Annotated in this window: 13 protein-coding genes; 6 read left to right on the top strand and 7 right to left on the bottom strand. The window is 71.6% G+C overall.

Annotated elements, in window-relative coordinates:
* Nucleotides 1-42 precede the first annotated feature (42 nt).
* Together BZZ08_RS19475 and BZZ08_RS19470 are read right to left on the bottom strand one after the other, a co-directional pair.
* Nucleotides 43-705 (bottom strand): CE1759 family FMN reductase, encoded by a 663-nt coding sequence (locus BZZ08_RS19475; protein WP_104633536.1) that lies wholly within the window; start codon nucleotides 703-705, stop codon nucleotides 43-45.
* The gene (locus tag BZZ08_RS19470; protein WP_104633535.1) at nucleotides 702-1,805 is read right to left on the bottom strand and encodes an LLM class flavin-dependent oxidoreductase; all 1,104 of its coding nucleotides are present in this window, start codon (nucleotides 1,803-1,805) and stop codon (nucleotides 702-704) included. Before BZZ08_RS19470 ends, BZZ08_RS19475 begins: the two co-directional genes overlap by 4 nt.
* Nucleotides 1,806-1,923: 118 nt before the next feature.
* On the opposite strand from BZZ08_RS19470, the gene BZZ08_RS19465 reads away from it, so the two are divergent.
* Nucleotides 1,924-2,262 carry a YnfA family protein gene (locus tag BZZ08_RS19465; protein ID WP_104633534.1) on the top strand — a complete coding sequence of 113 codons (339 nt, stop codon included), beginning with the start codon at nucleotides 1,924-1,926 and terminating at the stop codon, nucleotides 2,260-2,262.
* A gap of 55 nt (nucleotides 2,263-2,317) precedes the next feature.
* A complete protein-coding gene (locus BZZ08_RS19460) occupies nucleotides 2,318-3,100 on the top strand; it encodes an SDR family NAD(P)-dependent oxidoreductase (protein ID WP_104633533.1) in 783 nt (260 codons plus the stop codon).
* 21 nt (nucleotides 3,101-3,121) lie between these two features.
* Here the strand turns inward: BZZ08_RS19460 and BZZ08_RS19455 are convergent, their stop codons facing one another.
* Entirely contained in the window at nucleotides 3,122-4,315 is a 1,194-nt protein-coding gene (locus BZZ08_RS19455) for an RtcB family protein (RefSeq protein ID WP_104633532.1), read from the bottom strand.
* A gap of 204 nt (nucleotides 4,316-4,519) precedes the next feature.
* On the opposite strand from BZZ08_RS19455, the gene BZZ08_RS19450 reads away from it, so the two are divergent.
* The 3 genes from BZZ08_RS19450 to BZZ08_RS19440 all read left to right on the top strand — a co-directional run bounded on the left by BZZ08_RS19450 (nucleotide 4,520) and on the right by BZZ08_RS19440 (nucleotide 7,778).
* On the top strand, nucleotides 4,520-5,398 hold the full coding sequence (locus tag BZZ08_RS19450; RefSeq protein WP_198601575.1) for a DUF3558 domain-containing protein: 879 nt from the start codon (nucleotides 4,520-4,522) through the stop codon (nucleotides 5,396-5,398).
* A 117-nt stretch (nucleotides 5,399-5,515) separates the two neighbouring features.
* Complete coding sequence (locus BZZ08_RS19445; RefSeq protein ID WP_241965513.1) at nucleotides 5,516-6,418, top strand: DUF3558 family protein; 903 nt, start codon at nucleotides 5,516-5,518, stop codon at nucleotides 6,416-6,418.
* Nucleotides 6,419-6,506: 88 nt separating this feature from the next.
* Nucleotides 6,507-7,778 carry a DUF2637 domain-containing protein gene (locus tag BZZ08_RS19440; protein ID WP_104633529.1) on the top strand — a complete coding sequence of 424 codons (1,272 nt, stop codon included), beginning with the start codon at nucleotides 6,507-6,509 and terminating at the stop codon, nucleotides 7,776-7,778.
* 68 nt (nucleotides 7,779-7,846) lie between these two features.
* Here BZZ08_RS19440 and lysS read toward each other — a convergent pair whose 3' ends face one another.
* The gene (lysS, locus tag BZZ08_RS19435) at nucleotides 7,847-9,619 is read right to left on the bottom strand and encodes a lysine--tRNA ligase (RefSeq protein WP_104633528.1); all 1,773 of its coding nucleotides are present in this window, start codon (nucleotides 9,617-9,619) and stop codon (nucleotides 7,847-7,849) included.
* 173 nt (nucleotides 9,620-9,792) lie between these two features.
* Here lysS and argS point away from each other — a divergent pair, with 173 nt between their 5' ends.
* Nucleotides 9,793-11,553 (top strand): arginine--tRNA ligase, encoded by a 1,761-nt coding sequence (gene argS / locus BZZ08_RS19430; protein WP_104633527.1) that lies wholly within the window; start codon nucleotides 9,793-9,795, stop codon nucleotides 11,551-11,553.
* A gap of 36 nt (nucleotides 11,554-11,589) precedes the next feature.
* Here argS and BZZ08_RS19425 read toward each other — a convergent pair whose 3' ends face one another.
* From BZZ08_RS19425 to BZZ08_RS19415, 3 genes are all read right to left on the bottom strand, one after another.
* Nucleotides 11,590-12,432, bottom strand: a complete 843-nt coding sequence (locus tag BZZ08_RS19425) for an arylamine N-acetyltransferase family protein (RefSeq protein ID WP_104633526.1) — start codon at nucleotides 12,430-12,432, stop codon at nucleotides 11,590-11,592.
* 49 nt (nucleotides 12,433-12,481) lie between these two features.
* Nucleotides 12,482-13,720, bottom strand: a complete 1,239-nt coding sequence (locus BZZ08_RS19420; RefSeq protein ID WP_104633525.1) for an aminotransferase-like domain-containing protein — start codon at nucleotides 13,718-13,720, stop codon at nucleotides 12,482-12,484.
* Between the two features lie 78 nt (nucleotides 13,721-13,798).
* The gene (locus BZZ08_RS19415) at nucleotides 13,799-14,701 is read right to left on the bottom strand and encodes an SAM-dependent methyltransferase (protein ID WP_104633524.1); all 903 of its coding nucleotides are present in this window, start codon (nucleotides 14,699-14,701) and stop codon (nucleotides 13,799-13,801) included.
* Nucleotides 14,702-14,722 lie beyond the last annotated feature (21 nt).

Here is a 14,722-nt window from a genome sequence, read left to right as displayed (position 1 = left end):
GATCCGGTGAACCAGGCTGTGCGGGGCCCGCCGACGGCCGCCCTACGGCGCCGGACTCGGGCCCGGGACGCTGAGCGCGGCGAGCCGCTCCGCGAAGGGCGTGACCTCCTCGAAGGAGTCCCGCTTCGGCGGCGGGGTGCGCCCCTTCGCCGGCCCCGAGGGCCCCGACAGCCCGGCCATCAGCGCCGCCAGCTCGGTCGCGGCCCGCTCGATCCGGGCGTCGAGCCCCTGCGCGCCCCAGTCCTCGGAGGCGGCGTACACCCCGGTGGGGACGACGACCGCCCTCAGGTAGGCGAAGAGCGGCCGCAGCGCGTGCTCCAGCACCAGGGAGTGCCGGGCGCTGCCACCGGTCGCGGCGATCAGCACCGGCTTCCCGGTGAGGGCGTCCTCGTCGGTGACGCTCAGCGCGTCGAAGAACGACTTGAACAGTCCGCTGTACGACGCCGAGAACACCGGCGTGACGACGATCAGCCCGTCGGCTGCCGCGACCTCGGCGAACGCGTCCGCGAGCGCCGGTGCGGGGAAGCCGTTGGTGAAGGTGTGCGCGATCTCCACGGCGAGGTCGCGCAGCTCGACCACCCGGACGTCGGCCGGAGCGGGCTCGGGTGCGGTGGCGGCCGGGGCGGCGGCCGCGGCCAGCCGGTCGCCGAGCAGCCGGGTGGACGACGGCACGCTCAGCCCCGCGGAGACGACGACGAGCTTCATGCGCGTACTCCTTCCTCGGTCGTGGCACCCTCCCGGGAGGCCAGCAGGGACGCGTGGGTCGGCGCGTCCGGCACGTTCGCCGGGCGGTCCTTCGCGAACTCCTTTCGCAGCACCGGCACGACCTCCTCGCCGAGCAGGTCGAGCTGCTCCAGGACGGTCTTCAGGGGCAGCCCGGCGTGGTCCATCAGGAACAGCTGGCGCTGGTAGTCACCGGCGTAGTCGCGGAAGGCGAGCGTCTTCTCGATCACCTGCTGCGGCGAGCCGACGGTGAGCGGCGTCTGCGCGGTGAAGTCCTCCAGCGACGGCCCGTGCCCGTAGACCGGCGCGTTGTCGAAGTACGGCCGGAACTCGCGGACCGCGTCCTGCGAGTTCTTCCGCATGAACACCTGGCCGCCGAGGCCGACGATCGCCTGCTCGGGCGTGCCGTGCCCGTAGTGCGCGTACCGGGCCCGGTACAGCTCGATCATGCGCTTGGTGTGGTCGGCGGGCCAGAAGATGTTGTTGTGGAAGAAGCCGTCGCCGTAGTACGCAGCCTGCTCGGCGATCTCCGGGGAGCGGATGGAGCCGTGCCAGACGAAGGGCGCGATGCCGTCCAGCGGTCGCGGGGTGGACGTGAAGCCCTGGAGCGGCGTGCGGAACTTGCCCTCCCAGTTCACCACGTCCTCGCGCCACAGGCGGTGCAGCAGGGCGTAGTTCTCGACGGCGAGGTTGATGCCCTCGCGGATGTCCTTGCCGAACCAGGGGTAGACCGGCCCGGTGTTGCCGCGGCCCATCATCAGGTCCACCCGGCCGTCGGCCAGGTGCTGGAGCATCGCGAAGTCCTCGGCGATCTTCACCGGGTCGTTCGTGGTGATCAGGGTGGTGGAGGTGGACAGCACCAGCCGCTCGGTGCGGGCCGCGACGTAGCCGAGCATGGTCGTCGGCGACGAGGGCACGAAGGGCGGGTTGTGGTGCTCGCCGGTCGCGAAGACGTCGAGCCCGACCTCTTCGGCCTTGAGCGCGATGGCGACCATGGCCTTGATGCGCTCACGCTCGGTCGGCGTACGGCCCGTGGTCGGGTCGGGCGTGACGTCGCCGACGGTGAAGATGCCGAACTGCATGATCGCTCAACCTCCAGGTTGTTTAGTGTTCAACTATACCCCTGGAACGGAGCAGCTCCGACCGTTATTCCGCAGGTCCGCCGACCGGCGTGGACGCGGCGCGTGCGAAGCTGCCCGCATGCTCGTGCTCCGCTCCGCAGCCCTGTTCGTGGTCGCCGCCGTGTTCGAGATCGGCGGCGCCTGGCTGGTGTGGCAGGGGGTGCGCGAGCAGCGCGGCTGGCTGTGGGCGGCGGGCGGGGTCCTGGCCCTGGGCGCCTACGGCTTCGTCGCCACCTTCCAGCCCGACGCGCACTTCGGCCGCATCCTCGCCGCGTACGGCGGGATCTTCGTGGCCGGCTCGATCCTGTGGGGCGTGGTCGCCGACGGCTACCGCCCCGACCGCTGGGACATCGCGGGGGCGCTGGTCTGCCTCGCCGGGATGGCCCTGATCATGTGGGCCCCGCGCAACGCCGGCTGACCACGGCGCTGACTAACCTGGGCGGCGACCCGCACCACCGACCGAGGAGCAGCCCATGGCCACCGCAGCCGCCGCCCCGTCCGCCGCCTCCCGTATCGCCGTCGTCACCGGCGCGAGCAGCGGCATCGGCGCCGCGACGGCCCGGCAGCTCGCCGAGGCCGGGTACCGCGTGGTCCTCACCGCCCGCCGCAAGGACCGCGTCGAGGCGCTGGCCGAGGAGATCCGGGCGGCCGGCCACCAGGCGACGGCCTACCCCCTGGACGTCACCGACCGCGCGGCGGTCGACGAGTTCGCCTCGGCCTTCAAGACCGTCGGCGTCCTCGTCAACAACGCGGGCGGCGCGCTCGGCGCCGACCCGGTGGCCACCGGCGACCCGGACGACTGGCGCCGCATGTACGAGACCAACGTCATCGGCACCCTCCACCTCACCCAGGCCCTGCTGCCCAAGCTGGAGGCGAGCGGCGACGGCACGGTCGTGGTCGTCTCCTCGACCGCGGGCCTGTCCACCTACGAGGGCGGCGCGGGCTACGTCGCCGCCAAGCACGGCGAGCACGTCCTCGCCGAGACCCTGCGCCTGGAGATCGTCGGCCGCCCGGTCCGCGTCATCGAGGTCGCGCCCGGCATGGTCAAGACCGACGAGTTCGCCCTGACCCGCTTCGGCGGCGACCAGGACAAGGCGGCCAAGGTCTACCAGGGCGTCGCCGCCCCCCTGACCGCCGACGACGTCGCCGACACCATCACCTGGGCGGTCACCCGCCCCGCCCACGTCAACATCGACCTCCTGGTCGTCCGCCCCCGCGCCCAGGCATCGAACACCAAGGTGCACCGGGAGGGCTGACCCCCGACGGCGCCCCGGGCGTCAGCCCTTCACGCAGACGACCTGCTTCAGCTTCGCCACGACCTCCACCAGGTCGCGCTGCTGGTCGATGACCTGCTCGATCGGCTTGTAGGCGCCCGGGATCTCGTCCACCACGCCGGAGTCCTTGCGGCACTCCACGCCCCGCGTCTGCTCCTCCAGGTCCTTGGTGGAGAAGCGCCGCTTGGCGGCGTTCCGGCTCATCCGCCGGCCTGCGCCGTGGGAGGCGGAGTTGAAGGACTTGGCGTTCCCGAGGCCCTTCACGATGTACGAACCCGTGCCCATGGAACCGGGGATGATCCCGTAGTCACCGGAACCCGCGCGGATCGCGCCCTTGCGGGTCACCAGCAGGTCCATCCCGTCGTACCGCTCCTCGGCGACGTAGTTGTGGTGCGCGCTGATCTCCGGCTCGAAGACCGGCTTGGCCTTCTTGAACTCCTTGCGGACCACGTCCTTCAGGAGCGCCATCATGAGCGTGCGGTTGTACTTCGCGTACTCCTGCGCCCAGAACAGGTCGTTGCGGTACGCGGCCATCTGCGGGGTGTCCGCGACGAACACCGCGAGGTCGCGGTCGACCAGGCCCTGGTTGTGCGGAAGCTTCTGGGCGACGCCGATGTGGTGCTCGGCCAGTTCCTTGCCGATGTTGCGGGAGCCGGAGTGCAGCATCAGCCAGACAGAACCGGTCGTATCCGTGCACACTTCGACAAAATGGTTGCCCGATCCGAGCGTTCCCATCTGCTTCCCGGCCCGCTCATGACGGAACTTGACCGCCTCCGCCACCCCGTCGAACCGCCCCCAGAAGTCGTCCCACCCGGCCGTCGCCAGTCCGTGGAAGCGGCCCGGGTCGACCGGGCTGTCGTGCATGCCCCGCCCCACCGGAATCGCCTGCTCGATCTTCGAGCGCAGCCGGGACAGGTCGCCCGGGAGGTCGTTCGCCGTCAGGGACGTCTTCACCGCCGACATCCCGCAGCCGATGTCGACGCCCACCGCCGCCGGGCACACCGCGCCCCGCATCGCGATCACGGAGCCGACCGTCGCGCCCTTGCCGTAGTGCACGTCCGGCATGACCGCGAGGCCCTTGATCCACGACAGGGTCGCGACGTTGCGCAGCTGCTGGAGCGCGCCCTCCTCGACCGTCGCCGGGTCGGCCCACATCCGGATCGGCACCTTCGCGCCCGGCATCTCCACGTACGACATATCGTCCTCATTCCCCCGGAAAACATACAGAAGTCTCAAAGCGCAAAACCGGCGCCAAGGGCAGCCAAAGGGACGGCTGACCGGCGTTCACGGCGGCGCGTGCGATACACATTGTCTCCAGGGGACGCCCCCGCGCGGCAAGCGAATAACCAGCGGGGACACTGGAGTACCGACCACAGCCACACCGGCGAGAGGAGCCGCACCGTGCAGCGGAAGGCCTACGTACCCGGCGTCGCCGCCCTTCTGGCGGCGTTGCTGGCCGGCTGCACCGGCGGCTCGGACGGCGGTGCCACCGCGGACGACTCGAACCCGGGCGAGCCCGGCGTCGCGACCGAGGCGGCCGAGCCCGGCAAGTACCGCACCCTTCCGGAGCCGTGCGGCGCCGTCGGCAACAAGACGCTCGACGCCCTGCTGCCCGGCATCGAGGAGATCACCGACGAGGAGCAGCGCGAGAAGGCGTACGCGGGTGAGCCGACGCTCGCGTACGACACCGACCGCAAGGTCGGCTGCCGCTGGAAGGTGGATTCCGCCCAGGCCACCGACCATCTCTTCGTCGGCTTCGAACGGGTGGTGTCGTACGACAGCGCCGTGAGCGACGACAGCGAGGCCGAGCAGCTCTTCGCCCAGCAGGTGGAGGCCGCCGACCTGCCCGAACCCGTCGTCTCGGAGTCCGGTTCCGCCGAGGACTCCCCGTCCGGCAGCCCGTCGGCGTCCTCGGGTGACTCCGGGGAATCCGGGGAGCCGGCCACCGGCGCAGGCGGTACACCCTCGGCGTCCTCCTCCGCCTCCTCGTCCTCGTCCTCGTCCTCGTCGAGCGCGTCCTCCGACGCCACGCCCACCGACGTCCAGCCCCGGCTCCTGGACGACCTGGGCGACGAGGCGTTCGTGGACGACGCGCTCAGCAGCTCCGGTTCGACGGCGAAGCGGCGCACGGTGACTGTGGCGTTCCGCACGTCGAACGTCATGGTGACCATCGAGTACGCGGAGCAGTCGGCGACGCTCGGCGTCGTGCCGGACAGCGAGGAAATGCAGGACATGGCGCGGAAACTGGCCTCCCAGCTGGCGGATTCGCTGGGCGGTTGAGTCCCGGCGGGGCTCCCCCGCGCCCGCGCGCGGTGGCCCCGAAGCGGGACCGCACGATTTCTTCACCGCGTACCGTGGCCCCTCGGACCCGTTCCGAACGCAGGAACCACGAGTGCCATGAGTGAAGGAACCATGCAGCTACGAGCCCAGCGTGACCAGCGAGACCCGCATGCGAAGCGAGCGAAGCGACTCACCCGCGTCCTTGTCGGCGCGGCCGCCGTACCCGTGATGCTGGTGGCAGCCGGCTGCTCCTCGGACTCCGGCTCCGACGACGGCAAGGACAAGACCGCGGAGGAGTCCGCCGCGTCCAAGTCCGCGAGCCCTTCCCCGACGGTGCGGGCGGCGGCGTTCCGGAAGCTTCCCGAGCCGTGCTCGGTGGTGACCGAGAAGACGCTGGAGGACCTGGTGCCGAAGGGCGACTCCGGCAAGGAGGGCACGTCCAACGACACGGCGTCGCGGGCCAGTTGCTCCTGGGACAGTCTCGACGACAACGGCGTGAAGGGTTCTCAGTTCCGCTGGCTGAGCGTGTCGATGCTGCGCTTCGAGTCGGACGTGACGCGCGGCGAGGGCGACAAGCTGGCGCACGACTACTACCAGAAGCAGCTCAAGGACGTGCAGAGCGCGGAGGGCGCGAAGAAGCTCAAGACCACGCCGGTGAGCGGCACGGGCGACGAGGCCTCGCTGGTGCGCTACGACCTGAAGAAGAAGGAAGGCACCTTCAAGCAGCAGACGGTCGTGACCCGGGTCGAGAACGTCGTCGTCACGATCGACTTCAACGGCGCGGGCCTGGCGGGCGACAAGACCCCGGACGCCGACGACCTGGCGAAGGACGCGCAGAAGGCGGCCAAGGAGGCGGTGGCCGCGGTGACGAAGGCCAACGCCGCCGCCGGCGGCGGCAAGTCGAGCGCCACGCCGTCGCCCTCCACGTCGGGCTCCAAGTCGTCCACCGAGGAGTCGTCGAAGTCGCCGTCCAAGTCGCCGTCCAAGTCGTCCTCGAAGGCGTCCGCGAAGGACAGCTGACGGTCTCTTCCACCCACCGGCCACCCGTCCCCCGCACACATGTGCCACTCTGTTGCGCGCAACAACACGCAATGGAAGGGGAGTACGGGTGGCCGCGCCACTTCAGCTGACACGGACGCACCGTGTACTCATCGGCATGGTCGTCTTCGGTGCCGTCGTCATCGCCGGCATCGGCTTCGCGGGTTCGTACGCGGCGGTGCGCGAACTGGCCCTGAAGAAGGGCTTCGGGAACTTCAGCTACGTCTTCCCGATCGGCATCGACGCGGGCATCTGCGTGCTGCTCGCCCTCGACCTGCTGCTGACCTGGATCCGCATCCCCTTCCCGCTGCTGCGCCAGACGGCGTGGCTGCTGACGGCGGCGACGATCGCGTTCAACGGCGCGGCGGCCTGGCCCGACCCGCTGGGCGTGGGCATGCACGGTGTGATCCCGATCCTGTTCGTGGTGTCGGTGGAGGCCGCCCGGCACGCGATCGGCCGGATCGCCGACATCACCGCCGACAAGCACATGGAGGGCGTCCGCCTCACCCGCTGGCTGCTCTCGCCGGTGCCGACGTTCCTGCTGTGGCGCCGCATGAAGCTGTGGGAGCTGCGCTCCTACGAGCAGGTCATCAAGCTGGAGCAGGAGCGGCTGGTGTACCAGGCCCGGCTGCGCTCCCGCTTCGGCCGCGCCTGGCGCCGCAAGGCGCCCGTGGAGTCCCTGATGCCGCTGCGGCTGGCCCGCTACGGCGTCCCGCTGGCGCAGACCGCCCCCTCCGGGCTGGCGGCGGCCGGCATCGAACCGGCCCTGCTCCCGCCGGCGCCCCGGCCGCAGGAACCGGCCCCGCAGGCGTCGCCCCCGGCCGAGCAGCGGGCCGAACTGGTCGGCGCCCGGGAGGCGGAGCCGGTGCGGGAGGACGGGCCGGCGGTGGAGCAGAACCCGTGGCTGCACGCCCGGGACCCGCAGTCGGTCGAGTACCACGGCGACTACGACCCGACGTACGACCCGGACCAGTACGCCCAGTGGGAGGCGGAGCAGCGGCAGGCCGACCAGTACCGGCAGCAGTTCGAGGAGGAGCCGCCCCCGCAGGAGCCCGCTCCGGAGGAGACCGGCGGCTTCCCCATACCGGTCGGGCCGCACCGCACCCGCGAGCTGGGGGAGGGCGGCGGCACGCCGGAGCCCGAGGGTCCGGGCGAGGACGACTACTACCAGGTCTTCAAGCAGTCGCTCAACAACGGCAGCGGCTACCCGACCCCGCGCGAGTTCGCGTACGACGTCGAGGCCACGTTCGGCGTCTCGCTCCTGGACGCCGATGCCAAGCGCATGGTCCTGCGGTTCCAGGAGCGCCACGGCGCGGAGCTGGAGGAGGAGCACATCGCCTGACGGCCCCGCGTACGGCGAAGGGGGCGCCCGGTGCGGACCGGGCGCCCCCTTCGCCGTACTGGCGGGTCCTACTCCCCGAGCAGGGTCCGCACCCGGTCCTGCCCCACCGCGAGCAGCAGCGTGGGCAGGCGCGGGCCGGTGTCGCGGCCGACGAGCAGGTGGTACAGCAGCGCGAAGAACGTCCGCTGGGCGGTCTTGATCTCGGGCGGCAGTTCCTTGGGCGTGGCGTCGGCGGGGAAGCCCGCCTGGACCTTGGGGACGCCGTAGACGTGGTGGGTGAGCCCGTCCAGGGACCAGTGGTCGGCCAGTCCGTCGAGCAGCAGCCGCAGCGACTGCCGGCTCGGCTCGTCGAGGGACTTGAGCAGCTCGGCGTCGGGCTCCTGGCGCACGATGGTGCGCTGGTCGGCGGGGACGTGGGTGTTGATCCACGCCTCGGCCTTGTCGTAGCGCGGCCGGGCCTCGTCCAGGGACGCGATCGGGTTCGCCGGGTCCAGCTCGCTGAGGATGCGCAGCGCCTGGTCCTCGTGCCCGGCGGTGATGTCGGCCACGGAGGCCAGCGTCCGGTACGGCAGCGGCCTGGGCGTGCGCGGCAGCTCACCGGCGGCCGTGCGGACGGCGCGCGAGTGCGCGGCGGCGTCGGCGGGGAGGGCCGAGCCGTCGGCGACCTTGGCGTCGAGGCGGTCCCACTCGTCGTACAGCCGCTGGATCTCCTGGTCGAAGGCGATCTTGAAGGACTGGTTGGGCCTGCGGCGGGCGTACAGCCAGCGCAGCAGCTGCGGCTCCATGATCTGGAGCGCGTCGGCCGGGGTGGGCACCCCGCCCTTGGACGAGGACATCTTGGCCATGCCGCTGATGCCGACGAAGGCGTACATCGGGCCGATCGGCTGCTTGCCGCCGAAGATCCCGACGATCTGCCCGCCGACCTGGAACGACGACCCGGGCGAGGAGTGGTCCACGCCGCTGGGCTCGAAGACGACCCCCTCGTACGCCCAGCGCATCGGCCAGTCGACCTTCCAGACCAGCTTGCCGCGGTTGAACTCGCTCAGCCGCACGGTCTCGGAGAAGCCGCAGGCGGTGCAGGCGTAGGTCAGCTCGGTCGAGTCGTCGTCGTAGGCGGTGACGGTCGTCAGGTCCTTCTCGCAGTTGCCGCAGTACGGCTTGTACGGGAAGTACCCGGCGGAGCCGGAGCTGCCGTCGTCCTCGGCGGCGGCGCCGGAGCCCTCGGCGGCCTCCAGCTCGGCCTCGTCGACGGGCTTCTGCGACTTCTGCGGCTGCTTCGCGGGCTTCCTGGTCCGGTACTGGTCGAGGATCGCGTCGATGTCCCGCCGGTGCTTCATGGCGTGCAGGATCTGCTCGCGGTAGACACCGGAGGTGTACTGCGCGGTCTGGCTGATGCCGTCGAACTCGACGCCCATCGCGTCGAGCGCGGCGACCATCGCGGCCTTGAAGTGCTCCGCCCAGTTCGGGTGCGGGGAGCCCTTCGGCGCCGGGACGGAGGTCAGGGGCTTGCCGATGTGCTCGGCCCAGCTCTCGTCCACCCCGGGGACACCGGCCGGGACCTTGCGGTAGCGGTCGTAGTCGTCCCAGGAGATCAGGTGCCGCACCTCGTACCCGCGGCGGCGGATCTCGTCGGCGACCAGGTGCGGGGTCATGACCTCGCGCAGGTTGCCCAGGTGGATGGGGCCGGAGGGGGAGAGTCCGGACGCGACGACGAGGCCACCCGGAGCGGTGGCGAGGGATGTTTTCGCGCCCGGGGCACGACGCTCCGACTCGGCGATGACCTCGTCCGCGAAACGGGAGACCCAGTCGGTGGTCTCTGTGCTCTGAGCCACGATCGGCACGTCCTCTTTCCTGAGACTTCTCCGGAACCGCTCCGGAGACAGCCGGTACGGTCGCACGGCTGTCCGTCCCATTCTCCCAGCCCGGCCCGCATCCGCGAAAACCGCTTTTCACCGCATGGGATACTCGGTTTCTGTACTACTTCCAGGAACCCGAGCAGAACGGCAGCCACTCCATGGCCTCGGTCACGTCCCTCACCGACTCCGTCCAGCAGCAGCTCGCGTCCGCCCTCACGGCCACCCGGCCGGAGGCCGCCGGCGCCGACCCGCTGCTGCGACGTAGCGACCGGGCGGACTACCAGGCCAACGGCATTCTCGCGCTGGCCAAGAAGGCGAAGGCCAACCCGCGGGAGCTGGCGGCCGAGGTGGTCGCCGGCATCACCACCGGCGACGAGCTGATCAAGGACGTCGAGGTCTCCGGGCCCGGCTTCCTCAACATCACCGTCAGCGACGGCGCGATCACCCGGAACCTCGCCGCGCGGCTCGCGGACGGCGAGCGGCTCGGCGTGCCGCTGAAGCAGGACGCGGGCACCACGGTCGTCGACTACGCCCAGCCGAACGTGGCGAAGGAGATGCACGTCGGCCACCTGCGCTCGGCGGTCATCGGCGACGCGCTGCGCGGCATGCTCGACTTCACCGGCGAGCAGACGATCGGCCGGCACCACATCGGCGACTGGGGCACCCAGTTCGGCATGCTCATCCAGTACCTGTTCGAGCACCCCGGCGAGCTGGCCCCGGCCGAGGACGTCGACGGCGAGCAGGCCATGTCGAACCTGAACCGGGTGTACAAGGCGTCGCGCGCGGTCTTCGACGCGGACGAGGAGTTCAAGGAGCGGGCCCGCAAGCGGGTCGTCGCCCTCCAGTCCGGCGACAAGGAGACGCTGGAGCTGTGGCAGCAGTTCGTGGACGAGTCGAAGGTCTACTTCTACTCCGTCTTCGAGAAGCTCGACATGGAGATCCGCGACGAGGAGATCGTCGGCGAGTCCGCGTACAACGAGGGCATGCCCGAGACCGCCCGCCTCCTGGAGGAGATGGGCGTCGCGGTGCGCTCCGAGGGCGCGCTCGTGGTGTTCTTCGACGAGATCCGCGGCAAGGACGACCAGCCGGTCCCGCTGATCGTGCAGAAGGCCGACGGCGGCTTCGGCTACGCGGCCTCCGACCTGACCGCGATCCGCAACCGGGTCCAGGACCTGCACGCGACCACGCTGCTGTACGTCGTGGACGTACGTCAGTCGCTGCACTTCAGGATGGTCTTCGAGACCGCCCGCCGGGCCGGCTGGCTCGGCGACGAGGTCACCGCGCACAACATGGGCTACGGCACGGTGCTCGGCGCCGACGGCAAGCCCTTCAAGACGCGTGCGGGCGAAACCGTGCGTCTGGAGGACCTGCTGGACGAGGCGGTGCAGCGGGCGGCGGAGGTCGTGCGGGAGAAGGCGCGGGACCTGACCGAGGACGAGATCCGGGAGCGGGCCGCGCAGGTCGGCATCGGGGCCGTGAAGTACGCGGACCTGTCGACGTCGCCGAGCCGCGACTACAAGTTCGACCTGGACCAGATGGTCTCGCTCAACGGCGACACCAGCGTCTACCTCCAGTACGCCTACGCCCGTATCCAGTCCATCCTCCGCAAGGCCGGCGAGTTCCGCCCCGCCGCCCACCCGGAGCTGGCGCTGCACGAGGCGGAGCGCGCGCTGGGCCTGCACCTGGACGCGTTCGGGGACACGGTCTTCGAGGCGGCCGCGGAGTACGCCCCGCACAAGCTGGCCGCGTACCTGTACCAGCTGGCGTCGCTGTACACGACGTTCTACGACAAGTGCCCGGTGCTGAAGGCCGAGACGCCGGAGCAGGTGGAGAACCGCCTCTTCCTGTGCGACCTCACGGCCCGCACCCTGCACCGGGGCATGGCCCTGCTGGGCATCCGGACGCCCGAGCGGCTCTGAGTACGGCCCGGAGGTGAGGGCGGGGCCGCCCCGTCCTCACCTCAGCAGCGTCAGGCCCTCGGGTACGTCGATGCCGAACTCCTCCGCCAGGACCCGGCGGGCCTCCGTCTCGTCGGCCGGCTTCCGTTCGGTGACCGTGCCGTCGTCGGTACGCGTCACGGTGACGCGGTCGCCGTCGAGGAGCAGGTGCGCGTCCGGGGTGAGGCGCTGGACGTAGGGGCGCCGGGCGAACGGGGAACGCGGGTTCGTGGCGATGTGCCAGTTGATCACCTCGTAGTCGGACGGCTCGAACGGCTCCGGGGTGAAGGCGTACTGCGCCTCCCAGCCACCCGCCACGCGCGCCTGGAGCACCCACGTCTCCAGCGGCCCCCGGCGCGGCGCGTGCACCAGCCGGTGCCGACGCCCGGCGTCGTGGAACTCGGTGTCCGCCAGCAGCGGCACCGGTTCCAGCAGCGAGCCGACGGCGCCGAAGCCCACGTCGGCCAGGAGGGGCCGCGGATCGCCGGGCAGTTCGGCGAGGAGGGCCATGTGCGTGCGCGGACGGTCCTCGAAGCGGTCCGCGCCGACGACGACCCGCGCGGTCAGCCGGGTCACCCGGACGCCGAGCGCCTCCAGGGCGGCCGCGAACAGGGTGTTGTGCTCGTAGCAGTAGCCGCCGCGCCGACGGCCGTGGACCAGCTTGGCCATCAGGTCGGAGAGGTCGAGGGAAGGGGCCCGGCCGCCGAGGGCGTCGAGGTTCTCGAAGGGGATGGCCCGCAGATGGGCGAGCTGCACCCCGCGGAGCGTGGCCGCGTCGGGCCGCCGCCCGCCCTCCCAGCCGATGCGCTCGAAGTAGGCGTCGAGGGAGAAGGGGGTCGTCGTCCGTGCGCTGTCGGGCATGGCCTCACCGTACGTGCGGCGACGGCGCCTCCGCCCTCGGTCATTGGTCCTACGACGGGAGCCGCGTCGCCCGGTGCGCCGTGCCCAGTCCCTCGCCCAGCCTGCGCAGCCCCTCCGCGATCTCGTCCGGCGTCTGCGTGACGAAGCACAGCCGCAGCGTGGCGCGGTCGGGCTCGCCTGCGTGGAAGGGGGCGCCGGGGACGTACGCCACGTCGTGCCGGACCACCTCGGGGAGCAGGGCGGTGGTGTCGTACCCGTCGGGCAGCCGGACCCACAGGAACATGCCGCCCTCGGGACGGGTCCACACCGACCCCGCAGGGAGCGCCTCCGGGAGACCCGCGAGCATGGCGTCCCGGCGCACTCCGTAGACGGCGGCGACCCGGGCGACGTGGGCGTCCAGGTCCCGGTCGGCCAGGTAGCGGGCGGCGGCGAGCTGGTTGACGGTCGGGGTGTGCAGGTCGGCGGCCTGCTTGGCGACCGCGCAGGCCCGCAGCAGCTCGGCGGGCGCCCGCAGCCAGCCCAGGCGCAGGCCGGGCGCCATGACCTTGGAGAAGGAGCCCAGCAGCACGGTCCGGTCCCGGGCCCCCTCGTAGGAGGCGATCCACGGCACCCGCTCACCCTCGAAGCGCAGCTCGCCGTACGGGTCGTCCTCGACGATCCACAGCCCGCACCGCCCCGCGACCTCGGCGAGGGCGGCGCGGCGGGCGGCGGGCACGGTGCGTCCGGTGGGGTTGGAGAAGGTGGGGACCGTGTAGAGCAGCTTGGGACGCTCGCGCACCACCAGTTCCTCCAGCGCGGCGGGGTCGATCCCGTCGTCGTCCCCGGGCACCGCCACCACCCGGGCTCCCGCGAAGCCGAAGGCCTGGAGCGCGGCCAGGTAGCAGGGGCGCTCGACGAGGACCGTGTCGCCGGGTTCGAGCAGCGCGGTGGCCAGGAGCGACAGGGCCTGCTGCGAACCGGTGGTGACGAGGATGTCGTCGGCGCCGGTGGCCGACCCGCGCGCCGAGGTGCGGGCGGCGAGCGCGGCCCGCAGGGTGGGCTCGCCCTCGGTCGTGGAGTACTGCAGGGCCCGCGCGGGCGTCTCGGCGAGGACGTCCCGGTACGCGGCGGCGATGCCCTCCGCGTCGAACAGTTCGGGGGCCGGCAGCCCGCCCGCGAAGTTGATCACCTCGGGGCGGGCGGTGACGGCGAGGATGTCCCGTACCGGCGAACCGCCGATCGACCGGGCCCGCGCGGCGAGCGGCGGCAGCGGAGCGGTGGCGGCGGGCGCGGTCTCAGTCACGGTCATGCGCGCAGCCTAGGCAAGTACGTGCCGCCTACAGGGAACTTTCCGCGATCCGGACACCCGTGCGACCCGTGACGGCCGTCAGCCTTTGACGCCCAGCCCGCCGTACACGTTGATGTCCGCGTCCGTGACGTCGTTGATGTCCTTGTACCGGACCTTCTCGATGTCGTCGAGCTCGGCGAGGTACGACTCCTCCGGCTGCTCCGGCACCGGCGCCGCGTGGTCCGGCCGCCAGTGGTGCACCGGCACGACACCGGGGTCGGCCAACTCCAGTCCGCTCTCCGTGAAGAACCGCTCCACGTCCTTGCGGGAGCGCAGCACGAAGGTGAAACCCCGCTCGGTGTACGTCCGCTGGACCGCGCGCACGTTCTCCGGGTTGAGGTCGTCGGTGAGGTGACTGAGGATCAGGCGGCTGCCGGCGGGCAGCGCGTCGACCAGTTCGCGGACGATCGGGTACGCCTCCGCGTCCTCGACGAAGTGCAGGATGGCGACGAGGCAGAGCGCCACCGGCCGGTCGAAGTCGAGGGTCTCGGCGGCCTGTTCGAGGATCCCGGCCGGACTCTTCAGGTCGGCGTCGATGTAGTCCGTGCGCCCCTCGGGGCCGCTGGTGAGCAGGGCGCGGGCGTGGGCGAGCACGACCGGGTCGTTGTCGACGTAGACGACCCGCGACTCGGGGGCGATGCGCTGGGCGATCTGGTGCACGTTCTCGGCGGTCGGCAGCCCGGTGCCGATGTCGAGGAACTGCCGGATGCCGTCCTCCCGGGCGAGCGCGGTCACCGCGCGCCGCAGGAAGTCGCGGTTGTGCCGCACGTCGAGGTAGCCGCGCGGGTTGGCGGCGAGCCCGGCGGCCGCGGCGTCGAGGTCGGCGGGGTAGTGGTCCTTGCCGCCGAGGAAGACGTCGTAGACCCGCGCCGGGTGCGCCTTGCTGCTGTCGATCCTCCTCCGCAGCTCCGCGGGGTCCTGGCTGAGGGCGTCACCGGGCATCGCGTCCCACCTTTCGGATGT

It is taken from the genome of Streptomyces sp. MH60, from assembly GCF_002939385.1.
In the GTDB taxonomy this organism is placed as follows: Bacteria; Actinomycetota; Actinomycetes; order Streptomycetales; family Streptomycetaceae; genus Streptomyces.
This window is presented reverse-complemented; position numbering and strand designations above follow the sequence as displayed.